Annotated in this window: 22 protein-coding genes and 2 pseudogenes; 16 read left to right on the top strand and 8 right to left on the bottom strand. The window is 72.4% G+C overall.

The genetic code is table 11. The features are described 5' to 3' along the window. Positions 1-64 precede the first annotated feature (64 nt). A complete protein-coding gene (locus tag ACIRJP_RS00450) occupies positions 65-658 on the top strand; it encodes a TIGR03086 family metal-binding protein (protein WP_404166640.1) in 594 nt (197 codons plus the stop codon). A gap of 62 nt (positions 659-720) precedes the next feature. On the opposite strand, the gene ACIRJP_RS00445 is transcribed toward ACIRJP_RS00450, so the two are convergent. Both ACIRJP_RS00445 and ACIRJP_RS00440 read right to left on the bottom strand, forming a co-directional pair. Next, positions 721-933: a hypothetical protein gene (locus tag ACIRJP_RS00445; RefSeq protein WP_404166637.1), complete on the bottom strand. Its 213-nt coding sequence runs from the start codon at positions 931-933 to the stop codon at positions 721-723. Between the two features lie 22 nt (positions 934-955). Next, positions 956-1,393: a glutaredoxin domain-containing protein gene (locus ACIRJP_RS00440; protein ID WP_404166634.1), complete on the bottom strand. Its 438-nt coding sequence runs from the start codon at positions 1,391-1,393 to the stop codon at positions 956-958. Positions 1,394-1,598: 205 nt separating this feature from the next. Between ACIRJP_RS00440 and ACIRJP_RS00435 the strand changes: the two genes are divergently transcribed. The 3 genes from ACIRJP_RS00435 to ACIRJP_RS00425 all read left to right on the top strand — a co-directional run bounded on the left by ACIRJP_RS00435 (position 1,599) and on the right by ACIRJP_RS00425 (position 4,921). Then, on the top strand, positions 1,599-2,450 hold the full coding sequence (locus tag ACIRJP_RS00435) for an SMP-30/gluconolactonase/LRE family protein (protein WP_404166631.1): 852 nt from the start codon (positions 1,599-1,601) through the stop codon (positions 2,448-2,450). A 121-nt stretch (positions 2,451-2,571) separates the two neighbouring features. Beyond that, positions 2,572-3,831 (top strand): aminotransferase class I/II-fold pyridoxal phosphate-dependent enzyme, encoded by a 1,260-nt coding sequence (locus tag ACIRJP_RS00430; protein WP_404166628.1) that lies wholly within the window; start codon positions 2,572-2,574, stop codon positions 3,829-3,831. Positions 3,832-3,856: 25 nt separating this feature from the next. Continuing rightward, positions 3,857-4,921: an MBL fold metallo-hydrolase gene (locus ACIRJP_RS00425; protein ID WP_404166625.1), complete on the top strand. Its 1,065-nt coding sequence runs from the start codon at positions 3,857-3,859 to the stop codon at positions 4,919-4,921. Here the strand turns inward: ACIRJP_RS00425 and ACIRJP_RS00420 are convergent. The 3 genes and pseudogenes from ACIRJP_RS00420 to ACIRJP_RS00410 form a co-directional block, all read right to left on the bottom strand. After that, complete coding sequence (locus ACIRJP_RS00420; RefSeq protein ID WP_404166622.1) at positions 4,911-5,531, bottom strand: DedA family protein; 621 nt, start codon at positions 5,529-5,531, stop codon at positions 4,911-4,913. The two genes, ACIRJP_RS00425 and ACIRJP_RS00420, sit on opposite strands and share 11 nt — an antisense overlap. Next, positions 5,528-6,310, bottom strand: coding sequence for an MBL fold metallo-hydrolase (locus ACIRJP_RS00415; protein ID WP_404167601.1), 783 nt, complete (start codon positions 6,308-6,310; stop codon positions 5,528-5,530). The genes ACIRJP_RS00420 and ACIRJP_RS00415 overlap by 4 nt, the downstream gene beginning before the upstream one ends. A 178-nt stretch (positions 6,311-6,488) precedes the next feature. Next, a pseudogene (locus ACIRJP_RS00410) lies at positions 6,489-6,602 on the bottom strand (helix-turn-helix domain-containing protein); the annotation flags it as partial. A 140-nt stretch (positions 6,603-6,742) separates the two neighbouring features. Between ACIRJP_RS00410 and ACIRJP_RS00405 the strand changes: the two are divergent. The 8 genes and pseudogenes from ACIRJP_RS00405 to ACIRJP_RS00370 form a co-directional block, all read left to right on the top strand. Beyond that, a pseudogene (locus tag ACIRJP_RS00405) lies at positions 6,743-7,022 on the top strand (aldehyde dehydrogenase family protein); the annotation flags it as partial. Between the two features lie 139 nt (positions 7,023-7,161). Beyond that, positions 7,162-7,575 (top strand): hypothetical protein, encoded by a 414-nt coding sequence (locus tag ACIRJP_RS00400; RefSeq protein WP_351257918.1) that lies wholly within the window; start codon positions 7,162-7,164, stop codon positions 7,573-7,575. Between the two features lie 90 nt (positions 7,576-7,665). Further along, the gene (locus ACIRJP_RS00395; protein ID WP_404166619.1) at positions 7,666-9,765 is read left to right on the top strand and encodes a phage holin family protein; all 2,100 of its coding nucleotides are present in this window, start codon (positions 7,666-7,668) and stop codon (positions 9,763-9,765) included. Between the two features lie 27 nt (positions 9,766-9,792). After that, positions 9,793-11,901 (top strand): NAD-dependent DNA ligase LigA, encoded by a 2,109-nt coding sequence (gene ligA, locus ACIRJP_RS00390; RefSeq protein ID WP_404166616.1) that lies wholly within the window; start codon positions 9,793-9,795, stop codon positions 11,899-11,901. Positions 11,902-12,049: 148 nt separating this feature from the next. Beyond that, positions 12,050-12,874: a rod shape-determining protein MreC gene (locus ACIRJP_RS00385; protein ID WP_404166613.1), complete on the top strand. Its 825-nt coding sequence runs from the start codon at positions 12,050-12,052 to the stop codon at positions 12,872-12,874. A 29-nt stretch (positions 12,875-12,903) separates the two neighbouring features. Beyond that, positions 12,904-13,503 carry a hypothetical protein gene (locus tag ACIRJP_RS00380; protein WP_404166610.1) on the top strand — a complete coding sequence of 200 codons (600 nt, stop codon included), beginning with the start codon at positions 12,904-12,906 and terminating at the stop codon, positions 13,501-13,503. A gap of 57 nt (positions 13,504-13,560) precedes the next feature. Then, complete coding sequence (gene secD / locus ACIRJP_RS00375) at positions 13,561-15,978, top strand: protein translocase subunit SecD (RefSeq protein WP_404166607.1); 2,418 nt, start codon at positions 13,561-13,563, stop codon at positions 15,976-15,978. A gap of 117 nt (positions 15,979-16,095) precedes the next feature. Further along, the gene (locus ACIRJP_RS00370) at positions 16,096-16,839 is read left to right on the top strand and encodes a DUF1275 family protein (protein WP_404167599.1); all 744 of its coding nucleotides are present in this window, start codon (positions 16,096-16,098) and stop codon (positions 16,837-16,839) included. Here the strand turns inward: ACIRJP_RS00370 and ACIRJP_RS00365 are convergent. Next, a complete protein-coding gene (locus ACIRJP_RS00365; protein ID WP_404166604.1) occupies positions 16,829-17,632 on the bottom strand; it encodes a helix-turn-helix domain-containing protein in 804 nt (267 codons plus the stop codon). The genes ACIRJP_RS00370 and ACIRJP_RS00365 overlap by 11 nt on opposite strands. Positions 17,633-17,694: 62 nt before the next feature. Between ACIRJP_RS00365 and ACIRJP_RS00360 the strand changes: the two genes are divergently transcribed. Then, positions 17,695-18,000 carry a 4a-hydroxytetrahydrobiopterin dehydratase gene (locus ACIRJP_RS00360; protein ID WP_404166601.1) on the top strand — a complete coding sequence of 102 codons (306 nt, stop codon included), beginning with the start codon at positions 17,695-17,697 and terminating at the stop codon, positions 17,998-18,000. A 30-nt stretch (positions 18,001-18,030) separates the two neighbouring features. Here ACIRJP_RS00360 and ACIRJP_RS00355 read toward each other — a convergent pair whose 3' ends face one another. Both ACIRJP_RS00355 and ACIRJP_RS00350 read right to left on the bottom strand, forming a co-directional pair. Beyond that, on the bottom strand, positions 18,031-18,993 hold the full coding sequence (locus tag ACIRJP_RS00355) for a LysR family transcriptional regulator (protein ID WP_404166598.1): 963 nt from the start codon (positions 18,991-18,993) through the stop codon (positions 18,031-18,033). 102 nt (positions 18,994-19,095) lie between these two features. Continuing rightward, positions 19,096-19,803 carry a hypothetical protein gene (locus ACIRJP_RS00350; RefSeq protein ID WP_404166595.1) on the bottom strand — a complete coding sequence of 236 codons (708 nt, stop codon included), beginning with the start codon at positions 19,801-19,803 and terminating at the stop codon, positions 19,096-19,098. A gap of 273 nt (positions 19,804-20,076) precedes the next feature. Between ACIRJP_RS00350 and ACIRJP_RS00345 the strand changes: the two genes are divergently transcribed. From ACIRJP_RS00345 to ACIRJP_RS00335, 3 genes are all read left to right on the top strand, one after another. Further along, a complete protein-coding gene (locus ACIRJP_RS00345; RefSeq protein ID WP_404166593.1) occupies positions 20,077-21,027 on the top strand; it encodes a class I SAM-dependent methyltransferase in 951 nt (316 codons plus the stop codon). A gap of 171 nt (positions 21,028-21,198) precedes the next feature. After that, positions 21,199-22,440 (top strand): CaiB/BaiF CoA transferase family protein, encoded by a 1,242-nt coding sequence (locus ACIRJP_RS00340; protein ID WP_404166590.1) that lies wholly within the window; start codon positions 21,199-21,201, stop codon positions 22,438-22,440. A 303-nt stretch (positions 22,441-22,743) separates the two neighbouring features. Next, the gene (locus ACIRJP_RS00335; RefSeq protein ID WP_404166587.1) at positions 22,744-23,301 is read left to right on the top strand and encodes a hypothetical protein; all 558 of its coding nucleotides are present in this window, start codon (positions 22,744-22,746) and stop codon (positions 23,299-23,301) included. The last annotated feature ends 27 nt before the right edge of the window (positions 23,302-23,328 follow it).

Below are 23,328 nucleotides of genomic sequence, written 5' to 3'. Positions count from 1 at the left end.
CTGCATCTCGGTATGTGGGCGTTGCCCGCTCGCGCCCCGGCCTCGGGCCGGGGAGAGTGGACGCATGGCATCTGCTTCCGTTGCTTCCGTCAGCGAAATCCTCGAACGCCACGGCGAGGCGCTCCGGCTCTTCACCGACCGGGTGCACGCGGTGCCCGAGGACCAGTGGTCCGCACCGACGCCGTGCACCGAGTGGACCGTCCGCGACCTGGTCGCCCATCTCACCGCCGAACAGCTCTGGGTGCCGCCGCTCGTCACCGGGCGCCGCACCGTCGCCGAGGTCGGCGACGCCTTCGACGGGGATGTGCTGGGCGACGACCCCGTGGCCGCGTGGGACCGGGCGGCAGCCGGGGCGCGCCGGGCGTTCGAGGCGCCGGGCGCGCTGGAGGGGACGGTGAACCTGTCGTACGGGGACAGCGCCGCCGATTCCTACTGCGCGCAGATGGTGGCCGACGCCGTGGTGCACGCCTGGGATCTGTCCCGGGCGATCGGCGCCGACGAGCGCCTGCCCGCCAGGCTGGTCGACTTCGCCGACCGTGAGGTCGGACCGTACGCGAAGGACCTCTCGCAGAGCGGTCTGTTCGCGGCGCCCGCCGAGACCGCACCGGACGCCGACCCGCAGACCCGGCTCCTCGCACTGCTCGGCCGGCAGGCCTGAGAACTCGGCTGTCAGCCGCCGGTCCCGAGAGCCGTGCTCGTCGGGTCACGGCAGTGCCGTGGCTACGAGAAGGTGGGCGAATCCTTCGCCAGGGTGCTCTGGTGGACCTCCAGCCACTCCCGCACCGCCTTGCTCGCCTGACTCTGCAGGATCACCGCCGCCGAATTCGTCTTCGCCGCCAGGTCGTCGGTGCCCGCCCCGAGTTCCCCGACGATCGCCCGATCGCTTCGGGACTTCGTGTCGAGCCTTGCGAAGCGCTGCATCAGGAGGCGCATGGTGATACGGCATCGATTGCGATCACGCGGATGGAGACAGCTGTCCGCGCACCCATTCGACATCCGGGTTGACATGGGACCGGCCCGCCACGACGACCGTCGGCACGGTCTCGTTGCCGTCGTTGGCCGCCCGCACCGCTGCCGCTCCGTCCGCATCGCGCCAGATGTCGACCCAGTGCAACCGGCGGGCGCTGCGGCCCAACCGGAGGCGCAGGCGCAGACAGTACTTGCAGCCCGACCGCCAGTAGACGACCGGCCGGCCGTCGACCGCGCTGCGGCGTCGTGCCTCCAGCGCACCGATGGACCTGGGAAAGACCAGAGGCGAGTTCACACCTGCCAACAGCACGAACACCAGCAGGATTGCCGCAGCTTCGCCGGGGCTTCCCCGGAGGATCGGCCCGGTCGCGACGGCTGAGCCGCAGAGCACGAACAGCATCGGCAGAATCCACGCGCGCATCATGACGACGCAGGTTACCGACGGGCCGGGACACGTCTCGAACCAGGCCGCTCAGCCGGGCGTCCGACAGACCCGGCCGACGCGGGAGGGCGCTCATCGCCCCGCGACCGCAGAGAGGCCGAAGAGCAGGATTAGTGTGTGCTCGATATTCCGGCGTTCCGGCGTTCCGGCTTCCGGTATTCCGGCATTCCGGTCACGAGAGGCAGAAGTGAACACACCGCACCTGGACGTGGCCGTGCGCGAGCGGGCCGAGCTCGGCGAGGGCCCGACCTGGGACCCGTCCACCGGACGGCTGATCTGGGTCGACATCGTCTCCGCGCGCGTGCACACCTACGACCCGGTGAGCGGCCGCCGTACGGTGCAGGCGACCGAACAGCACGTCGGCGCCGCCAAACCGCGCGCCGGCGGCGGACTCGTGGTCAATCTGCGTGACGGCATCGGTCTGTACGACGCCGACGGAGCCTTCCGGTGGCTGGCCCACGACCCGGTGCCGGGCCGGCGCGGCAACGACGCGGCCGTCGCGCCGGACGGGGCGCTGTGGGTGGGCACCATGCGCTACGACGGGGCCCCGGACGGCGGCAGCCTCTCCCGGGTCGCGGCCGACGGCACGACGAGCGCGGTGCTGCCTGTCGTGGCCTGCGGCAACGGCATCGGCTGGAGCCCGGACGGGCGGCTGATGTACTTCATCGACACACCGACGCGCCGTATCGACGTCTTCGACTTCGACGGGGAACACGCCGTGAACCGGCGCCCGTTCGCCACCGTCGAGGAGGGCGCGGGATTCCCCGACGGGCTGACGGTCGACGCCGAAGGGGCCGTCTGGGTCGCGCTGTGGGACGGGGCGGCGGTGCGGCGGTACACGGCCGACGGCGCGCTGGACCGGATCGTCGCGGTGCCGGTCAGGCGCCCGACCGCCTGCGCCTTCGGCGGCCGGGACCTGAACGACCTGTACATCTCCACCGCCCGGACCGGGCTCACCGCTCCGCACCCGCTGTCCGGTTCGCTGCTGGTGCTGCCGGACGCGGGGCGCGGAATGCCCCAGGCGGCCTTCGCCGGCTGACGCCGCCTCATCGGCGCCCCACCGCTCCGTCGGCGGGCGCGGTCGGCCGAACCCTCGTATAAAGGGCCCTGAGTGCGAGACGGCGCGACAGAGTGACGGGGCGGCGGCGAAGGAGGCCCGGATGGCGCGGCAGCGGACCGAGCGGCCCGGACGGGCCGGGGGCGGCGCGCGCTCCGTACGCGAGGACCGGGGCCCCGTCCGGTACGGGCCGCCCGCCCCCGATCCGGGTCTGCCGGTGCTGCCCGAGCTGGCCGAGGTGCTCGCCGCGGCGGCGGGCCGGGGCGAACCCGAACCTACCGGTGGCGGCCCGGCGCTGCGCACGGCCGCGGCCGCCTACTGGGAGCGGCGCGGGCTGCCCGGCAGCCCGGAGCGCGTCGCCGCGGCCCCGGGCGCCTCGCCGCTGCTGCTCGCGCTGATCGCCGCGCACGGCGGCGACGTACTCATGCCGCGCCCCTGCCCAGCCACCTGGATCCCACAGGCCCGGCTGCTCGGCAGGCCCGCCTACCATGTGCCGACCCCGGCCGAGTGCGGTGGCGTGCCCGATCCGTACGCGCTCCTGGAGACCGTGCGCAGGGTGCGTGCCGAGGGCGGCCGGCCCCGGCTGCTGATGATCTCCGTCGTCGACGACCCGACCGCCACCGTCGCCCCGCCGGAGCTGGTGCGCGAGGCGTGCGAGGCGGCGATCGCGGAGGGGCTGCACGTCGTGAGCGACGAGACCTGGCGCGACACCCTGCACCGGCCGCGCGACACGGTGCTGCTCAGCCCGGCCGAGATGTGCCCGGACGACGTCACGGTCGTCTGTGACCTGGCCGGAGCACTGACCCCGTCCGCCTGGCCGGTCGCCGTCGCCCGGTTCCCGGACACCGAACGGGCCGCGGTGCGCCACGCCCGTACGCTCGACATCCTCACCGCGCTCGGCGCGCTCGTCGCGGGGCCGGTAGCCATGGCCGCCGCCCACGCTCTGCGCGAACCGGGCTCCGTGACGGACAGGGTCCGCCGGGCCGCCGCGCTCCAGGCACGGATCGCGGGCGCCGCCCACCGCGCGGTCCTGGCGTCGGGAGCGCTGGCCAGGCCCCCGCAGGCGGGCCGGCACCTCTACGCCGATCTCGGCCCGCTCAGGGCCCGACTGGCCGCCCGTGGCGTCACGGACTCGCTGGAGCTGGAGGAGTACCTGACGGAACGTCTCGGCGCACCGACACCGGGCGGACACCGGTTCGGCGACGAACTGGGGGCGCTGCGGGTGCGGCTGGGCACCGGGGCGCTGCTCGGGTCGGCCCCGGAACAGCAACTGGAGTGCCTCACCGCTGTGGCGCCCCTTGAATTGCCGCATGTTGCCGAGGCGCTGAACATTTTCGCAACGGCCCTCGACGAACTCCGATGAGGAACTGCGAGACGGGAGTCTCTCGATGACGGAACAGACCGAGCGCTCCCGCACCGGGACCGCACAGCCGCAGCCGCACCGTACAGCCCGCGGCCGGATCGTCGAACCGCGTCTGCTCGGCGAGATCCGGGAATGGCCCAGGAGCTTCGCGGACCGGCTCACCGCGCCCCTCCCCGGTGTCATAGGCATGTCCCGACTGGCTCGCGAACACTCCCTGCGGCCCAACGCGGAGGGACTGCGAGGCATCCACCGGCTCCCGTACGCCCCCGAACCACTGCCGGTCACCCCCGCGGGCAGCACGTCCGTCACCTGGGCCGGGCACGCCAGCTGGATCATCCGCACCGGCGGGCTGACCGTCCTCACCGACCCCGTCTGGTCCCGGCGGATCCTCGGGACCCCGGCCAGGATCACCCCGGTCGGCGTCCGCTGGGAGGACCTGCCGCCCGTGGACGCCGTCGTCATCAGCCACAACCACTACGACCACCTCGACGCCCCCACCCTGCGCAGACTGCCCAGGGACACCCCGCTCCTCGTCCCCGCCGGGCTCGGCCGCTGGTGCCGTCGTCGCCGCTTCACCTGTGTCACGGAGCTCGACTGGTGGGAATCGGCCCAGCTCGACGGGGTCCGCTTCGACTTCGTGCCGGCCCACCACTGGTCCAAACGGACCCTGACCGACACCTGCCGCTCCCTGTGGGGCGGCTGGATCATCTCCGCCCCCGGCCCCGGCGCCCGGCGGATCCACTTCGCAGGGGACACCGGCTACGGGCACTGGTTCGGCGAGATCGGCAGCCGGTACCCCGGCATCGACCTGACCCTCCTGCCGATCGGGGCGTACGAACCGCGCTGGTGGCTCGGCGACGTGCACACCGATCCGGAGGAGGCCGTGCAGGCGTACGAGGACCTCGGCGCGCGTGCGATGGCGCCGATGCACTGGGCCACCTTCCTGCTCTCCGCCGAGCCCGTGCTCGAACCGCTGAACCGGCTGCGCACCGCCTGGCAACGCGCCGGACACCCCCGCCACCTGCTCTGGGACCTGCCGATCGGCGCCTCGCGCGTACTGGAGCCGGCGCCCCGCACGATCAGTGGCTGAACCAGGTCCGTATCCTCCGCAGCACCGCGGGCGCCCCGCTGATCAGCAGCGTCAGACCCACCGCCGCGACCACCCCCTGCCACGGCTCCGGGAAGAGCGAACCGCCCAGGATCCCGATCACCTGATAGGTCGCCGCCCACGCCAGACACGCCGGGACATCGCCACGGGCGAACCGCCGCAGCGGCATCCGGCCCAGCAGACAGGCCAGCATCACCGGTATCCGCCCGGCGGGCACCAGCCTGGACAGCACCAGCACCATCGCCCCGTGCTCGTCCAGCTTCCGCTGCGCCTGCGCCAGCCGGTCCGGAGCGGCCCGGTCCCGGATCGTCCGCAGCCACTTCGAACCGTTCTTCGACCGCACCCCCCGTTGGCCGAGCCAGTACAGACAGATGTCGCCGAGGAACGCCGCGGCCGAGGCCACCGCGAAGACGATCAGCAGCGAGAACGGTGACGACTGATGCAAGGCCACCACCGCGGCCGAACTCACCAGCGCACCCGTCGGCACCACCGGCACCAGCGCCCCCAGCGCCACCAGCAGGAACAGAGACGGGTAGCCGACCGCCTGCTGCGTCGACTCCGGGGGCAGCTGTCTCACGACCTCCTGGATCACCTGGCGTCCTTTGGCCGCACGTGTTCGCCGTGGGACAGCCGGTGCACGGCCACGTCCGGCGCCAGCAGCGCCGCCTTGCGGACGAACTCGTCACCCGGCGAGTGGAACTCGTGCGGCCTGACCCCGTCCATGCCGATCGGCCAGTACGTGCCGTAGTGCACCGGCACCGCCGACCTCGGTGCCAGCCGGGCCAGCGCCTGCGCCGCCCGCCCCGCGTCCAGATGGCCGTGGCCCAGATACGGGCCCCAGCCGCCGACCGGCAGCAGCGCCGTGTCCACCGGCCCGACGGCCTCGGCCATGTCGTCGAAGAGCCCCGTGTCCCCGGCGAAGTACGTCCGTGCCTCGCCCTCGACCACGAAGCCGAGCGCGGGGGAGCGATGCGGGCCCATCGGCATCCGCCTGCCGTCGTGCATCGCCGGAACCGCCCGTACCCGCACCTCACCGACCCGGACCTCGTCACCCGCGGCGACCTCGGTGATCCGCAGCCCACGCTTCGAGCCCAGGCCCCGCAGCCCCGGCACCGAGCGCGCCGCGCCCAGCGGCACGATCAGCCTGCTGCCGGGGGCGAGCCTGGCCAGGGACGGCAGATGCAGATGGTCGGAGTGCAGATGCGAGACGAGCACGACGTCCGCGACCGCGGCCTCGGGGCCGGGCAGCTCACCGCGGCGGCGGCGCAGATGCGCCAGACGCCGCACGAAGAGCGGATCGGTCAGCACCCGGACCCCGGAGTCCTCGATGGTGCAGGTGGCATGACCCCACCAGGTGACTTCCACCGGCACCGTCTGCCTCCCGTCCGCCATGGCTCTCTGTTCCGTTCCTTCGAACGTTCCGGTCCTTCGAACGCTCCGCTCCCTTGAGGGTAGTGCCGGGGCGGATGCGGGCGGATGCGTCCGGCCGCCGGCCGAGGAGGAGCCCTCAGTCCGTCAGCCCCAGCGCCCCCGCTGCCTGGATCGCCGGTCAGACCTTCGCCGGCGCCCCCGTCGACGCCATGTCGCGGTCGGCCGGCGCACCGAATCGCCGCAGCCGGTAAGTCAGGGTGTTCGGATGGATGTGGAGCGCGGCCGCTGCCGCATCCGTGCGGCGGTCGAGCTCCGTTCAGGCGCGGGCGGAGACCAGCAGCTGCCGATCGTGCGCCTCGTCGTAGCGCGGCACCTCACCGAGGACGTGCACGACCAGTGCGGTCAGCACCGCCGGGTCGTCGGGCAGCCAGCGGCCCGAGGAACAACGCGGGCCGGCTCGCCCAGGTCAGCGGCTTCATCGGCCGCCTCCCCACCCACGCCAGGGTCGAGGCGGGCATGGACAAAGGACCACCCACGGGCGATGCGGATGTCCAAGAACCTCGACTTCGGCTGCGTCTGGATCAACACGCACATGGCGCTCGTCGCCGAGATGCCGCACGGCGGCTACAAGCAGTCGGGCTACGGCAAGGACCTCTCCGCGTACGGCTTCGAGGACCACCCGCGCACCAAGCACGTCATGACCTCGCTCTGACGGCCGCCCCGCACACGCGCCCCCGGCGCCGGGGGCGCATTGTGTGCCGACACGTAGTTCTTCCGTCCTGGCATACGCCTTTTTGTACGGGAGTAGGAGGGGTAGGGTCGCCCGTACGCCAAGCACGGGGGGAACGCCCATGGGGGACGTGACGGACGTACGGGTGGCGGCCATCGCCAGCCTCACACCGCTGGAGGAGCTCGACAGCGACCCCTTCCTCGTGGACACCCGCGGTCAGCAGGACATGTGCGCCCGCTGGGCCGCGGACAAGGGCTACGTCGTCACCCGACAGCTGCGGCTCTACGGACTGCGCCCCGACCACCACGCCCTGTGGACCGACGTGGAGAGCGGCGACGTCGAACTGTTCGTCGCCGCCAACGACCGCGTGCTGGCGCGCGCCCTCACCTCGGTGCCGGAGTTCGCCGCGGAGTGCGAGCGGCGCGGCGTACGCCTGGAGCTCGCCGGACTCGACGAGCCGCCGTACAACGCCCGTACGAAGGCGAGCGTGCACCGCAGGCTCTCCATGCCGACCGCAGGCTACGACGGCTGCTGACCGTCCGGCCGCCGTGGCCCGCGGCCCCGCTGTGAAAAGCTGGGGGCCGAGGCCCGGAACGACAGGGGCCGGACGTGAGGTGGAAACGGCGTGGGTGACGGGCGATGGCGAGCAGCCGGCAGCGCCCTGATGCGAGTGGTCGTGGTGTGGGCGGTATCGACGCTCACGATGCTGGCGCTCGCCGGGATTCTGCCGGACTTCCAGCTCCAGTCGGACGACGGCGACAGCATAACCAAGACCGCGTTCACCGCCGCCTGGGGCGCCGGAGCGTTCGGTCTGCTCTCCGCACTGGTCTGGCCGGTCGTGGTCAGGGCGCTGCTCATCGTGCCCGCGCTGGTCCTCGGGCTGCTCGTCTTCTTCCTGAACGGTTCGCTGCTGCTGCTCGCCCTGCGGCTCATCCCGGACGGGCGCGGCGCCGCAGACCCGGAGACGGCCGTCGTCGTCGCGGCCGTGATGTCCGCCGTCGCCTCGGCGACCTCCACGGCGCTCGCCGTCCGCGACGACAACGCCTACCGGCGCAGGCTCTCCCGGCTGGCCGTCCGCCGCCGGCGCCGCACCGGCACGGACAGCGGGCGCAGCGGACCGCCGGGCACCGTCTTCATCCAGCTCGACGGAGTCGGCCATGACGCGCTCGCCCGCGCCGTCGAGGAAGGGCTGATGCCGACCGTCGCGCACTGGCTGGCCGACAAGGAGGGGCACCGGCTCACCCCGTGGCGCACCGACTGGTCCAGCCAGACCGGGGCCAGCCAGCTCGGCATCCTGCACGGCAGCAACCACGACGTCCCCGCCTTCCGCTGGTACGAGAAGGAGACCGGCGACGTCATGGTCTCCAGCAGACCCGCGAGCGCCCTCGAACTCCAGCGCCGGGCCATCGCGCGCACCCACGACGGCGGGCTGCTCACCCTGGACGGCGCCAGCCGCGGCAATCTCTTCAGCGGGGGCGCCGACCAGCTGGCGCTCGTGCTGTCCATGGCCGCCCGGTTCGGTAAGGGCCGCCGCTCCAGGGCCGGGTATTTCGCGTACTTCTCCGACCCCGCCAACGCGGTGCGCACCGCACTGTCGTTCGTGGCCGAGGTCTGCCGCGAGGTCGGCCAGTCGACCCGGGCGCGGATGCGGAAGGTGGCGCCCCGGATCAAGCGCGGCGGGCTGTACCCCTTCATCCGGGCTTTCGCGACCGTCGTCGAGCGCGATGTGGTGGTCTCCGCCGTCATCGGGGACATGTTCGCCGGCCGGACCGCCGTCTACGCCGACCTGGTCGCCTACGACGAGGTGGCGCACCACTCCGGACCGAACAGCCGCGACGCGGCGAAGGTGCTCGCGCGCCTGGACCGCTCGCTCGCCCTGATCGTCAAGGTCGCCGAACACACCCCGCGCACCTACCGGATCGTGCTGCTCTCCGACCACGGACAGAGCCCGGGGGAGACCTTCGCGGGGGCGTACGGGCTGACCCTCAAGGACCTGGTGCGGGCCGGCTGCGGGCTGCCCGTGTCCCGGCGGGCGCAGCGCACCCGCAGCGGCTCGGAGGCGCGGGACGCGGTACGGATCGCCCTGCACCGGCCGGTCGGCGAGGGCGCGGTGGAACCTCTCGGCAAGCCGTCTGACCCCGTGGTCCTCGCCTCCGGGAACCTCGGCCTGATCTCCTTCCCCGACATCGTGGGACGCGCCTCGCGCGAACAGCTCGACCGCAGCCACCCCGCCCTGCTCGGCACCCTCGCCAACCATCCCGGTATCGGCTTCCTGCTGGTCCGCAGCGAGCGGCACGGATCGGTGGTGCTGGGCCGCGGCGGGGCACAGATCCCGGTGTCGGAGCTGGTGGACGGGGAAGGGCCGCTGGCCCCGTTCGGTCCGGGGGCGGCCGCGGCGGTGCGGCGGACCGACACCTTCCCGCACGTCGCCGACATCATGGTCAACTCGATGTACGACGGCGCCACGGGCTGCGTGCACGCCTTCGAGGAGCAGATCGGCTCCCACGGCGGCCTGGGCGGCGAGCAGTCCAGGCCCTTCCTGCTGTGGCCGGCCGACCTCTCCGCGCCGGTGGCACCGGACACGGAACTGGTCGGCGCCGAACAGGTGCACGAGGTGCTGCGGCGCTGGCTCCGGGAGTGTTCGGGGCCGCAGATACCGCTGGTGGCGCCGGGCGAGGCGGAGGGCGCCGACGAGGAGGACGGAACGGCTCAGGCGGCGGGCTGAAGGCCGTTGTCAGTGGTGGGCGGCAGGATGGGGGCCATGACGAACTCAGCTGTTGTGCTCGCCGACACCGCCGCCTACACCGCCGCCGTCGAGGAGGCCTCGCGGGCCGCCGCCGCGTACTACGCCACGGGCGAGAGCACGCTCGACGACGACGCCTACGACCGGCTGGTGCGGGGGATCGCCGCGTACGAGCAGGAGCACCCCCAGGAGGTGCTGGACGCCTCCCCGACCGGCAAGGTCGCGGGCGGCGCCGCGACCGGGGACGTGCCGCACACCGTTCCGATGCTGTCCCTGGACAACGTCTTCTCGGCCGAACAGTTCGTCATCTGGACGGCGTCGCTGGAGCGCCGGATAGGCCGCCCCGTCGCCGCCTGGAGCGTGGAGCCGAAGCTCGACGGACTGGCCGTCGCGGCGCGCTACCGGGCAGGCCGCCTGGAGCAGCTGATCACCCGGGGCGACGGCACCGCGGGCGAGGACGTCTCGCATGCGATCGGCACCGTGGTGGGCCTGCCCGAGCAGCTGGCCGAACCGGTGACGATCGAGATGCGCGGCGAGATCCTCATGACGACCGAGCAGTTCGAGCAGGCCAACGCCGTGCGCACCGAACACGGCGGCGCCCCCTTCGCCAACCCGAGGAACGGCGCGGCGGGCACCCTGAGGGCCAAGGACCGCGCGTACACGGTGGAGATGACGTTCTTCGCCTACGGCGCCCTGCCGCTGCCCGACTCCGGCGAGCTCACCGACACCCTGGCCGAACTCCCGCACAGCGAGGTCCTCGCCCACGCCGCCCGGCTCGGCGTGCACACCGCGGCGGACACGGACGTGGCGCCGCGCACCGTCACCACCGTCGAGGAGGTGCAGAGCCGGGTCGAGGAAGTCGCGGCCCTGCGCGCCTCGTTGCCGTTCGGCATCGACGGCATCGTCATCAAGGCCGATCTCGCGGCCGACCAGCGCGAGGCCGGATCCGGGAGCAGGGCGCCGCGCTGGGCCATCGCGTACAAGCTTCCGGCCGTCGAGAAGGTCACCCGGCTCCTGGCCGTCGAGTGGAACGTGGGCCGGACCGGCATCATCGCGCCGCGCGCCGTGCTGGAGCCGGTCGAGATCGACGGCTCGACCGTCAGCTACGCCACGCTGCACAACCCCGCCGACATCACCCGCCGCGATCTGCGCCTGGGCGACCGGGTGACGGTCTACAAGGCGGGCGACATCATCCCCCGGATCGAGGCCCCCGTCGCCCATCTGCGCACCGGCGACGAGAAGCCCATCGAATTCCCCGAGTCGTGCCCGCAGTGCGGCTCCGAGATAGACACCAGCGAGCAGCGCTGGCGCTGCGTCCGGGGCCGCGACTGCCGGCTCGTCGCCTCCGTCTCGTACGCGGCGGGCCGCGACCAGCTCGACATCGAGGGCCTCGGCGCGACCCGAGTCGTCCAGCTCGTCGACGCCGGTCTGGTGGCCGACTTCGCCGACCTGTTCACCCTCGGCCGCGAACAGCTGCTGGGCCTGGAACGGATGGGCGAGACCAGCACCGACAACCTCCTGGCCGCCATCGAGACGGCCCGTACCCAGCCGCTCTCCCGGGTCTTCTGCGCGCTGGGTGTCCGTGGCACCGGGCGCTCCATGTCGCGGCGCATCGCGCGGTACTTCGCGGACATGGACCGGATCAGGGCGGCCGACGCCGAGGAGCTCCAGCGGGTCGACGGCATCGGCAAGGAGAAGGCCGCGGGCGTCGTCGCGGAGCTGGTGGAGCTGGCCCCGCTCATCGAGAAGCTGGTGGCCGCCGGGGTCAACATGACGGAGCCCGGCGCGACGCCGCCGCCCGCACCGGGGGAGGAGAGCGCGGAAGCGGACGCCGCCGGGGACGGGGAGGGCACGGGTCTGCCGCTGGCGGGGATGACCGTGGTGGTCACCGGGGCCATGACCGGCGCGCTGGAGAAGCTCTCCCGCAACGAGATGAACGAGCTGATCGAGCGGGCCGGCGGGAAGTCCTCGTCCAGCGTCTCCAAGCGCACCTCGCTCCTGGTCGCCGGGGAGAAGGCCGGATCCAAGCGCACCAAGGCCGAGGACCTCGGTGTCCGGATCGCCGCGCCGGACGAGTTCGCCGAACTGGTCGCCGTCTTCCTGCCGTCGGAGGTGTGACACACGGCAGACTCCTGCCCTTGGATTTTGCTGGGGAGTGGCTTTCTTTGCCTCCCTATTGCATAGTGAGGGCTCGGCCATGCCTCGCTATCAGCGGGTCCATGGATGGTCTGCGTAGCTGTGGTGCCAGGGCGGCGGAGGAGGGGCGATGCGTTCTCTGCACGACGGTCGGCGACCCGTCCCGTCCGCCCGCCGGGGCCACCGGGGTGTCACCCGTGGCCTCGCCCTCGATCTCGGCAGCTCCCGCACCCGCGTCTGGGTGCCCGGACACGGCGTCCTGGCCGACGCCGACGTCCGCGACGGCTCGGGCACGGAGCCGGGGCACGCCAGCCCGGTCCGGCGGGGGCGCATCGTCGACCCCGAGTCCTGCGGCCGGCTGCTCGGCCGTATCGCCGACACGGCACTGGGCACGGACCGCACCGGCTCCGTGATCGTGGTCAGCCATCCCGTCCTCGCCGGCGCCCGGCACCGCGCCGAGGCGGCGGAACTGATCGCGGCCCTGGGGTCGACGACCGTCATCGCCCTCGACAGCGCGCGGGCCGCCGCCGCATGCGCCGGACCACGGACCGGCGGGCCGCTGCTCGTCGTCGACATCGGCGCCGGGCTGACCGAGGCGACCGTGCTCGTCGACGGACAGGTCCGCGACGCCCGCCAGGCCGAGACCGGGCTGGACGACCTCGACCCGGCACAGCCGCCCACCGCGGTCGTCCGCACCGTCCTGGACATGGTCATGGAGATGTGGAAGCAGGACCGGCACGGCGCCGTCCTCGGGGCCCTTCGCAAGGGCCCGTTGCTCGCCGGGGGCGGGGCCGCCCGGCCCGACATCACCAACCGGATCGCGGTCCGCCTCGGCGTACCCGTCCGTCTCACCGACGACCCGGCGACCGCGGTCGTACGCGGAGCGGGCCTGGTACTCAGCTCCGTACTCCGCCAGGCCGGCGCGGCACCGGCCCTGACCGGCCGAACCGGGTGACCCCCCTCCCGGGGCCGCCCCCGGGGAGTGTGCCCCCGAGGGCACGCCCGACCCTGATCCGCCGGACAGGCCCGAGGGCACGGCCGGGCGCTCCGGCACGCCTCGGCACCGCGCAGGCGGCCCGGCTGCTCCTCGCGGCCCTCCTGCTCTCAGTCCTCACCGTCGTCGGCGGCACCCCCGCAGCCGCCGGATCCGCACTCCCCGCCCGGCCGTTCGCGGGGGTGCCGCCCTCCGCCGCGTACACGCCCGGCGCCCATCAGCCCGCCCAGCACACCGACCGGACCGCCCGCACCGGCACCGGCGCCGCCGGCACCGTCCACGACACCCGGCGCAGCCGCACGGCCACGGCGACCGACCACCACCGCTCCCAGCCGCCGCCCGAACCACGGCCCCAGCCCCGGGCCGGCAGCGACCAGGCCCGCACCGCACACCACCTCCCGCCGCCCGGCCCCGACCTCCTGCTCCCCGGCGCCTCCGGCGTCCGAGCACCGCTCCGCGCCCACCGCCCTGCCCCTGCCGCACCCCCACATGCCACCGACCGCTCCCGCGTCACGCTCCCCGGCGTACGCGGGCCTCCGTGGACGGCCGTTCACCGGCCACCGGTCCTGCCACCGGTCTCGTCCCGCTGAACCGCCGTCCCGTCCTCGCCGAGGTGAGGGCGCCCGGCGCCCCCTCGGAGGAAACCCATGACTCGCGCCACCACGGTGCGAGCGGTTCTGGCTGCGGCCGTACTGCTCGTCTCCGTGCTCATCACGCTGACCATGTCACCCAGACTCGGCCTCGATCTTCAGGGCGGCACCAGAATGGTGCTCCAGGCCAAGGACTCGGACACCGCGAAGGCGGACCGGGACAGCACCGACCGCACCCTGGAGGTGCTCCGCCAGCGCATCGACTCCCTCGGCGTCGCCGAACCCACGCTGACCCGCTCCGGCGAGGACCGGATCATCGTCGAACTCCCGGACGTCCAAGACCCCCGCAAGGCCGCCGAGGTCATCGGCAGAACCGCCCAGCTCAGCTTCCACGCGGTCCAGGGGCGGGGCACACCGGCCGACGAGAAGCCCGGCGCGTCCGGCACGCCGCTCGGCGAGAAGTCGGACACACCGGCCGACGAGAAGCCCGGCGCATCCGGCACGCCGAGCGGCGAGAAGTCAGACACGCCGGGCAGCGAGAAGTCCGGCGACGGGCCGACGCTCCCCGACGAACAGGGCCGCGCCCTCGACCTCGGCCCGGCCAGGCTCTCCGGCGCGGGCGTCAAGGACGCGACCGCCGCCTTCGACGCCCAGCAGGGCGCGGGCTGGACCGTCTCCCTCGACTTCCACAAGGACGCGGGCCGGGACTGGACCCGGCTGACCGGCGAAGCCGCCTGCCACCCGGTCCAGGACGACCGGCGCCGCGTCGCCATCGTCCTCGACGAGCAGATCATCTCCTCGCCGCAGGTCTCTCCCTCCGTCGCCTGCAACGCCGGGCTGCCCTCCGGATCCACCCAGATCACCGGATCGTTCAGCGCGGACGAGGCCCGCGAACTGGCCCTGCTGATCAAGGGCGGTGCCCTGCCGCTCCCCGTCGAGATCGTCGAGCAGCGGACCGTCGGCCCGACACTCGGGGCCGCCGCCATCGACGCCAGCGCCCGGGCCGCCCTCATCGGCGCCGCCGCCACCGCGCTCTTCATCACCATCGTGTACCGGCTCTTCGGCGCACTGGCCGCCGTCGCACTCGGCGCCTACGGACTTGTCTCCTACGCGGCCCTGGTGGCCCTCGGCGTCACCCTCACCCTTCCGGGCCTCGCCGGCTTCGTCCTGGCCATCGGGATGGCGGTCGACGCCAATGTGCTGGTCTTCGAGCGGGCCAGGGAGGAACACACCCAGCACCCGGGCCGCTCGCTGCGCTCCTCGCTGACCGCCGGATTCCGCGGTGCCTGGAGCGCCGTCGCCGACTCCAACGTGACGACGCTGATCGCGGCCGGGCTGCTCTTCTTCCTCGGCTCGGGACCGGTGAAGGGCTTCGGAGTCACCCTCGCCATCGGCGTGCTGGCCTCCATGTTCTCCGCGCTCGTCATCGCCCGCGCACTCACCGAGATGGCCGCCGGCTCCCGGTTCGTCGGCGATTACCGGGGCGTCAACGGCATCTCCGGTCCTGGCCGGGTGCGCACCTGGCTGAACCGCCGCGACCCCCAGCTGATGCGCTCCCCGCGCCGCTGGCTGCTGATCTCCTCGGCCCTGGTCGCCGTCGCCGTCCTCGGCATCTTCGTACGCGGCGTCAACCTGGGCGTCGAGTTCACCGGCGGCCGGCTCGTCGAGTACTCGACCAGTCGGCCCGTCGACGTGGAGCAGGCCCGCACCGCACTGGCCGGTGCGGGCTTCGCGGACGCCGAGGTCACCACGGCGGGCGCGGGCGACATCTCCGTACGGACCGGGAAACTCGACAACGACGGCGAACACGCCCTGCGCGCCGCCCTCGCGGAGGAGGGCGGCAAGACCACCAAGGTCCGTGACGAACTCATCGGTCCCAGCCTCGGCGACGAACTGCGGCGCAACGCCCTGATCGCGCTCGGCATCGCCGTCCTCGTCCAGCTGGCGTATCTGGCGGTCAGATTCCGCTGGACGTTCGCGGTGGGCTCGGTCGCGGCGCTGGTCCACGACGTCATCGTCCTGGTCGGAGCCTTCGCCTGGCTGGGGCGCACCGTCGACGGCATCTTCCTGGCCGCACTCCTCACCGTCATCGGATACTCCGTCAACGACTCGGTGGTGGTCTTCGACCGGGTGCGGGAACTGTGGGCGAAGGCCCGTCGCGCACCCGTCGCCGAGGTCGCCAACCGGGCCGTCCTCCAGACCGTCCCGAGAACGCTCAACACCGGAATGGGGGCCCTCTTCATCCTCACCGCACTCGCCGTACTGGGCGGTGACTCGCTGGCCGACTTCGCGCTCGCCCTGCTGATCGGCATCTGCGTCGGCACGTACTCCTCGGTGATGACCGCCGTCCCGGCCGCCCTGCTCCTGGAACGGAGCAGCAAGGCACCGCCGCCCGCCCGGAAGCGGGCCCCCGGACGCCGCTCCGGCACGAGAACGGCGCGTCGCGACCCGCTCGACAACGGAGCACGCGTCTAGCAACAGGTGCGCCGCCCGCCGGGCCGGGCGGCGCACCTGCGCCGGTCGTGGTGTTCCACGGGGCCGGGGCGGAGAATTCCGAGCAGTCGCCCCCGTGATCGGAGTGTGTCCGTGTCCGTGCCAGGCCTGCTGCGTGAGGCATGGTCCACCGTCGTTCCGGACCTGAACGACCGCCATGGACCGCTGCCGCCCCTGATGCTCGCCCTGACCGTCGTCACCGGCCTGGTCGACGCCGTCAGCTATCTGGAACTGGGCCGGGTGTTCGTGGCCAACATGACCGGGAACGTGGTCTTCTCAGGCTTCGCCATCGCCGGAGCACCGGGGTTCTCGCTCGCCGCGTCGCTCGTCGCGCTCGCCGCGTTCGCGGTCGGGGCACTGCTCGGCGGCCTGATCGTGCACCGCACCCTGACACACCGCGGCCGGATGCTGCTGTACGCGCTCGTCGTGGAGACCGCCTGCGCCCTGGCCGCACTGATCGTCACCGTGGCCTCCGGCCACCCCTTCACCGGCGGGGTCCGCTTCACGCTCGTCGCGCTGCTCGGCCTGGGACTCGGCGTGCAGAACGCGGTCTCCAGAGCATTGGCGGTACCCGACCTCACCACGACCGTGCTGACCCTGACCATCACCGGCATCCTCTCCGACAGCCGGTTCGCCGGCGGAGGCGGCAGCCGGGCCGGACGGCGGGTCCTCTCGGCCGCCGCGATGATGCTCGGCGCGGTCGCCGGCGCCGCGTCCGTACTGCACGGACACCCGAGACTTCCGCTGCTGCTCGCCGTGGCCGTCCTGGCCTGCGTGACCGTCGCCGCGATCGCGCCGGCGCGCTCCGGGGCACCGTGGACCGCTCCGGTCGTCAGGAAGTGAACGAGCGCAGGTGGTCGGCGGTGGCCCGGTCGGCGGGGAGGAACGTCTCGATCGCCAGCTCGGCCACTGTCACGTCCATCGGTGTGTTGAACGTCGCGATGGAGCAGACGAAGGAGAGCACCTCGCCGTCGTGCTCGATCAGCAACGGCAGCGCGAAGGGCAGCGACGGAGCGGGCACGGAGCCGGTGGAGCCGGTGCTCTCCGGTACCGGATAGCCCGCGACCTCCTCGTACAGCTCACGCAGCTGCGCCGAACGGGCCAGGGCGATCTGACGCTCCATCTGGGACAGCAGATCGGCCCGCCATTCCCGCAGATTGCGGATGCGCGGCGCCAGACCCTCCGGGTGCAGGGTGAGCCGCATGGCGTTCAGCGGTGGTACGAGCAGGTGCTCGGCCACCGGGTCCAGCAGCATCGCCATACCCCGATTGGCCGCCACCACGTCGTACGTACCGCCGACGATCAGCGCCGGATACGGTTCGTACGCCTGGAGCAGCCGGTCCATCCCCTCGCGCAGCGCGTCCAGCGCCGGGTCGTCGAACGCGGTCTGTGCGTAGCGGGGTGCGTAACCGCCCACCAGCAGAAGGGTGTTGCGCTCCCTGACCGGGATTTCGAGATGCTCGGCCAGCCGCAGGATCATCTCCTCGCTGGGGCGGGAGCGGCCCGTCTCGATGAAGGAGATGTGCCGCGCCGAGGAATCGGCACGGAGCGCCAGCTCCAGTTGGCTGATCCGGCGCTGCTCCCGCCAACTGCGCAGCAGCGGCCCTACCCCCGTGTCAATCGCCAAAGTCGTCATACCGAGACCGTAACGTCACCGGCACCGCCGACCGGCACCGATCGTCGATGAGGAGTCGCCGTATGCCCGCCGCACCGCTGTCGCAGCAGGAGATCGAGGACCGACTGGGTGAGCTGCCCGGCTGGTCGCTGGAAGGGGACCGGATCACCTGCACCTACCGGCTCCACAGCCACTTCGCCGCCCTCGGGCTGACCGCGCACGTCGCCGCGATCCAGGACGAAATGAACCACCACTCCGATCTGACCCTCGGCTACAACACCGTCTCCCTCTCCGTGAACACGCACGATGCGGGCGGTGTGGTCACCGGGTCCGATCTGAAGCTGGCCGCGCGGGTGGCGGCGATCGCCGACGGGCACGGGGTGCGATAGCCGCGGCGGTGTGCGGCGCCCGGCCCGCCGTCACATCGCCGCGCCGAACCGTGGGTGCGCGGTGATCCAGCGCGTGTAGCTCTCGCTGCGCTTCACCGCCTGAGCGTACGCCGCCCGGGTGTACCCGCTCACCGCGCCCGCCGCCGCGTCGGCCGCCGCCGACCGAGGATGCCAGCCCAGCAGATGGCGCCAGCTGAGCGGCGAGCCGGTGATCGGCCGTGTCACCACCCCGGGCGTCGGCGGGAACGTCGCCCGGCACAGCCCGACCGCCCGGCCCACCTGCACGAGGTGGACGACGGACGCCGTGTCCGTCTCGTACACCGAGGCCGGACTGAACCCGGCCCGCGCACAGGCGCTGACGAAGCAGTCGGCGAAGCAGCCCTCGCCCGGCACGTCCGCCCAGCACTCGTCGGCCAGGGCTGAGAGGCTGAGCTCCTGCTCATCGGCCAGCCGATGGGTGTCCGGCAGCATCACGAAGACCGGGTCGATGCCGATGACCTGCCAGGTCAACCGGTCGTGCGCCGGCGGCGGGCTCTCCCCGCAGGCCCCGATGAGCGCGAAGTCGAGCCTGCCGTCGATGAGTTGGCAGGCGATCTCGCCGACCGACCAGGAGGTGTACGTCGACACGGGCGCGGCCGGGTGCGCGGCGGCCAGCCGGTCCACCAGGCCGCCCAGCAGCGGTCCGTGCGTGCCGCCCAGCCGGAAGCGCTCCATGGTTCCCCAGGCATTGGCGAACCGCACGGCCTCCTCCTGGAGTTCGGCCACGGCGGGCAGCACCACCCGGGCGCGTTCCAGCACCAGCTCGCCCAGGAGCGTGGGCCGGGCGCCGGTATGGTCCCGGTCGAAGAGCGGGCCGCCGAGCGCCTTCTCGATCCTCCGCAACTGTGCGCTCAGCGCGGGCTGGGCGAGCCCGAGGGTCGCGGCCGCCTTGGTCAGGCTGCCGGTGTCGGCGATGGCACGTACGGTTCGCAGATGGCGCAACTCCAGCTCCATAAACGCAAGTTATGGGCCAGGGTGCCCACCGGCAATATGCCGGTGTCCACTCGGTGGAGGTCTGTCCGAAACGGCGACGGACAGACCCTGGTCCGCGCCTGGTCAGCCGTCGGTGAACTTGACCAGCTGCACGCCGCTGTACGCTGGTATCCCGTCACGGGTGACGACCGCGCGGACCGTGCCGACCAGCGACAGCCCCTTGAGCAGCTCGAATCCGCGCCCCGCCACGAAGTCCCGCTCCATGTGCTGGGCCTGGTGGTGCAGATTGAGGCCGAAGGCCGGCGCCCAGCTCAGGTTCTCGGTGGTGTCGACGCAGCGGTCGAGGTTGTGCGGGTAGAACGCGACCTTGTCGTGCATGACGGCGGTACCCAGCGGCCACTGCTGCACGAGGACGCCGTCGCGGTTGGGGCCGTCGTACGTGTTGGCAGGGTCGCCCTGCATGGTGTTCCGGTAGAAGCCGAGGCTCGACGCCAGGGTCTGGAAGAGCCGGTCCCCGCCGACGCCCTCGGTGCCGATCGGCAGTATCGCGGCGCACTGCGCGGTCTGCTCCACCAGCTCCTCGCAGTACGCGTACGGCGGCGCGCAGAAGTCGGCCGCGTAGTCGTACTCCCGGCGCGCGATCTCGTCCTGGAACATCATGTCCAGTCCGTAGGTGTCGCGGAACGTGCGGAGCTGGTCGAGGATCAGTGCCCGGGGCGCCTTCCGCCAGCCGCCGATGAGGTACCCGAGGTTGTCGGTGTGCGTCTTGGTGACGAGCTTGCCGCGCCCGTCGCGGATCCCGACCCGCTCGACGCCGCCGAGCTCCGCCACCGCCCGGCTGTCGGCGGGCCACCAGGTCGGGTTGGTGTACGCGCTCGCGTAGTGCCCGCCGTCGTGGATGGTGGCGATGAGGCGCTGGAACTCCGTGGGCCCGCCGAGGTGGTCGAAGGTGAGGAAGTCCGGGTAGTGGTGGTCGTGCTGCCCGTCGGATGCTTTACGCGTGAATGAGGTGCTGCGCGGGAGCGGTATGACGCGTCATGCATAAGACTTGCTGAACTGGCAACGAAACTTGCCAGATGATTCGGCCGGGGTGAGGCTGTCCCCATGAGTCAGCACACCGATCACGCGAGTCAGTCCACCGGTCACGGCGATCACCAGCACACCGCTCACGGCCACCGCCACGGCGCCCCGCAGGGAAACCACCACGACCACAGCGACCTCGACTGGGACGTCATGGGGCCGATGCTGGAGCAGGAGGCCGAGATCAGCCGGCCGCAGTACGAAAAGGCCGCCCGCTGGATCGCCGGGCTTCCCACTGCACCCAAGGTGCGCAGGGTGCTCGACATCGGCAGCGGACCGGGCGTCATCGCCTGCCTGCTCGCCGAGGTGTTCCCCGAGGCGGAGGTCGTCGCCGTCGACGGCACCGCGGCACTCCTGGAACGCACCCGCGCCCGCGCCGAACGGCTCGGCCTCGATGACCGGGTCGGCACCCGGCACGCAGACATCCCCGACGGCCTCGAAGGGCTCGGCGAGGCGGACCTCATCTGGGTCGGCAACGCCCTGCACCACATGGGAGACCAGCGCGCGGTCCTCGCCGGATTCGCCGCGCTGCTGCGCCCCGGCGGAACGGTCGCGCTGGCCGAGGGCGGTCTGCAGCCCCGCCGCCTCCCGCGCGACATCGGCATGGGACGGCCCGGTCTGGAGGCCAGGCTCGAAGCGATCAACGCGGAGCGGTTCGAGAACATGCGGGCCGCACTGCCCGGCACCAAGCGGGAGACCGAGGACTGGAGCGCCCTGTTCACCGCCGTGGGGCTGGAGCCGCAGGGCACCCGCAGCTTCCTGCTCGACCTTCCGGCACCGCTCCCCGACCGGGCCCGCGACCATGTCGTCGCCGAACTCACCCGTCGCCGCGAGATGTTCGAGGGCGACCTCTCGGCCGAGGACATCGCCGTACTCGACCGGCTGCTCGACCCCGAGGACCCGGCCGGACTGCGTCGGCGCCCCGATGTCTTCCTGCTCTCGGCGCGGACCGTGCACCTGGGCCGCCGGAGCTGACGCCGACCGGATCCCCGGCCCGCGGACCATCGACGGATTGGAGTGGTACCCGGGGTCCGGACAGGACATCTCGTCCACTGGCACGGGGTGTGCGGCATGCCCAGGATGAGGCTTCGCGATCGCGGCCGTCAGCGGCCCGGCGCGTGACAGGCCTTGTCGAGAGGGAGCCGAATGCAGCACACCCCAGCCACCCCGGACGCCGGAGCGACCCCGTCGGCCGCCCCGTCGCAGACGCGCATTCCGGACGGTCGCCCGGTGGGCACGCCCGTTCCCGGCCCCCTGTCGGGTGTCGTGGTCGCCGACTTCGGGCGGGTGCTGGCCGCTCCGTACGCCACGATGCTCCTCGCCGACCTCGGCGCCGACGTCATCAAGGTGGAGCGTCCCGTCGCGGGCGACGACACCCGGGCCTGGGGACCGCCCCACGCCCATGGGGAGTCGACGTACTTCCTGTCCGTGAACCGCAACAAACGGTCCTTCGCCATCGATCTCGGCACACCGGAAGGGCGCCGCGACGCCCATGCGCTGGTGCGCCGGGCCGATGTGCTCTTCGAGAACTTCCGTCCCGGCACGATGGACAAGTACGGACTCTCCTACGCGCAGGCCGAGGCGCTCAACCCCGGCATCGTCTACTGCTCGGTGACCGGGTTCGGATCCGGCGAAGGCGCCGGGCTGCCCGGCTACGACTTGCTGCTGCAAGCGGTCGGCGGGCTGATGAGCGTCACCGGGCCCGCACCGGGACAGCCCGTGAAGACGGGTGTGGCGCTCGTCGATGTGCTCACCGGACTGCACGCTGCCGTGGGCGTCATGGCGGCGCTGCGCCACCGTGACGCGACGGGTGAGGGCCAGCATGTCGAGGTCGATCTGCTGTCCTCGCTGCTGTCGAGCATGGTGAACCAGGCGGGCGGCTACACCCTGGCCGGTCAGGTGCCGGGCATCCTCGGCAACCGTCACCCGTCCATCGCCCCGTACGAGGTCTACCAAGCGGCGGACCGGCCGCTCGTCGTCGCAGTCGGGAACGACCGGCAGTTCCAGGCCCTGTGCCGGGGCCTGGGCGCCGAGGAGCTGGCCACCGACCCACGGTTTGTCTCGAACACGGAGCGGGTGGCACACGTCGACGCGCTGGCCGGGGAGATGTCCAGGCGGCTCGCCGCGCGCTCCGCGGCAGAGTGGTTCGCCCTGCTCACCCCGCTCGGGGTGCCCTGCGGCCCGGTCAACGACCTCGCGGGCGCCTTCGATCTCGCCGAGCGCCTGGGCCTGTCGCCGCGGGTCACACCGGCCGACGCGGACCCCGACGACCCCATGCGCCTGGTGGCCAACCCCATCGGACTGTCCCGTACCCCGCCGCGCTACGAACGGCGGCCGCCGCGTGTCGGTGAGCACACCGAGGACCTCAGGCGCTGGCTGGACGGCTGACCTGGACTTTAGCGGCACCAGTGCCTTGCCCGGCCCGTGTCAAGGCAAGACACACTGCCGCCAGGGTGAGTGGGCATCAGAAAGTCCCCTGTGCGGCCTAATGGCAAGTCAACCCAGCTGCGAACAGGGGCAGTTGGAACTCATCTAATGATGTGAAAATCGCATTTCGCGTATTTCGTGTAACCCGACTGGCGCTCGGGCGTCGACCTTCGACGTGTCTGAAATGACACGTATTCGGATCGTCAGTAATTTCATCCGCAGATCGACCGCATCGGTCGGTCTCTCTGAGACAGGAGAAGCGAAATGATTACGCGTTCCACGATCGTTACGGCGGCCGTCGCGGCCGCCGCGGCCCTGGCCGCCACCGGCATCACCTACGCTTCGGCTGCCACCTCCGAGCCGGCTCAGGCGGCTGCCCCGGCCGTCCAGCAGGCTGCTCCCGTTTCGGCTCTCGGCGGCGGCGACGTCGGCAAGGGCAACGAGGGCAAGGGTGGCAACGAGCGCGGCGGCAACGAGCGAGGTGGCGGCGGCTACGGTGGGGGCCGGGACCACTACGAGGGCCGCATCCACATCAACGAGCGGACGTACAGTGACGAGCGCGGCGGCTGCGTGACCGTGGTCAGCGGCCTCGGCTCCAAGACGCTCAACATCCGCAACGACAGCCGCCACACCGTCGAGGTCTTCCGTGGGGTCACCTGCGACAACGGCGCCCCCATCGCCACCGTCGGACCGCACAGCGACAGCAACGGGGTGCACCCGGGCCACGTCGAGGGCGGCGTGTGGGTCAAGAACGGTGTCGTGGGCAGCTTCCGCGTGATCGAGCGTCACTACGACGACGACCGCGGTGGCAAGGACTGGTAAAACCGAGTCACTCAGGTGACGTAGAAC

The organism is Streptomyces sp. NPDC102437, from assembly GCF_044765565.1.
Taxonomy (GTDB): Bacteria; Actinomycetota; Actinomycetes; order Streptomycetales; family Streptomycetaceae; genus Streptomyces.
The sequence above is the reverse complement of the archived record's forward strand: the minus strand, read 5'-3'. Positions and strand labels throughout refer to the sequence as shown.

Excerpts from the sequence above, each read along its gene's own strand:
- ACIRJP_RS00450 (WP_404166640.1), top strand. The coding sequence starts at position 65 with ATGGCATCTGCTTCCGTTGCTTCCGTCAGCGAAATCCTCGAACGCCAC.
- ACIRJP_RS00445 (WP_404166637.1), bottom strand. The coding sequence starts at position 933 with ATGCGCCTCCTGATGCAGCGCTTCGCAAGGCTCGACACGAAGTCCCGA.
- ACIRJP_RS00440 (WP_404166634.1), bottom strand. The coding sequence starts at position 1,393 with ATGATGCGCGCGTGGATTCTGCCGATGCTGTTCGTGCTCTGCGGCTCA.
- ACIRJP_RS00430 (WP_404166628.1), top strand. The coding sequence starts at position 2,572 with ATGGCGCGGCAGCGGACCGAGCGGCCCGGACGGGCCGGGGGCGGCGCG.
- ACIRJP_RS00425 (WP_404166625.1), top strand. The coding sequence starts at position 3,857 with ATGACGGAACAGACCGAGCGCTCCCGCACCGGGACCGCACAGCCGCAG.
- ACIRJP_RS00400 (WP_351257918.1), top strand. The coding sequence starts at position 7,162 with ATGGGGGACGTGACGGACGTACGGGTGGCGGCCATCGCCAGCCTCACA.
- ligA (WP_404166616.1), top strand. The coding sequence starts at position 9,793 with ATGGGGGCCATGACGAACTCAGCTGTTGTGCTCGCCGACACCGCCGCC.
- ACIRJP_RS00385 (WP_404166613.1), top strand. The coding sequence starts at position 12,050 with ATGCGTTCTCTGCACGACGGTCGGCGACCCGTCCCGTCCGCCCGCCGG.
- secD (WP_404166607.1), top strand. The coding sequence starts at position 13,561 with ATGACTCGCGCCACCACGGTGCGAGCGGTTCTGGCTGCGGCCGTACTG.
- ACIRJP_RS00365 (WP_404166604.1), bottom strand. The coding sequence starts at position 17,632 with ATGACGACTTTGGCGATTGACACGGGGGTAGGGCCGCTGCTGCGCAGT.
- ACIRJP_RS00360 (WP_404166601.1), top strand. The coding sequence starts at position 17,695 with ATGCCCGCCGCACCGCTGTCGCAGCAGGAGATCGAGGACCGACTGGGT.
- ACIRJP_RS00355 (WP_404166598.1), bottom strand. The coding sequence starts at position 18,993 with ATGGAGCTGGAGTTGCGCCATCTGCGAACCGTACGTGCCATCGCCGAC.
- ACIRJP_RS00345 (WP_404166593.1), top strand. The coding sequence starts at position 20,077 with ATGAGTCAGCACACCGATCACGCGAGTCAGTCCACCGGTCACGGCGAT.
- ACIRJP_RS00340 (WP_404166590.1), top strand. The coding sequence starts at position 21,199 with ATGCAGCACACCCCAGCCACCCCGGACGCCGGAGCGACCCCGTCGGCC.
- ACIRJP_RS00335 (WP_404166587.1), top strand. The coding sequence starts at position 22,744 with ATGATTACGCGTTCCACGATCGTTACGGCGGCCGTCGCGGCCGCCGCG.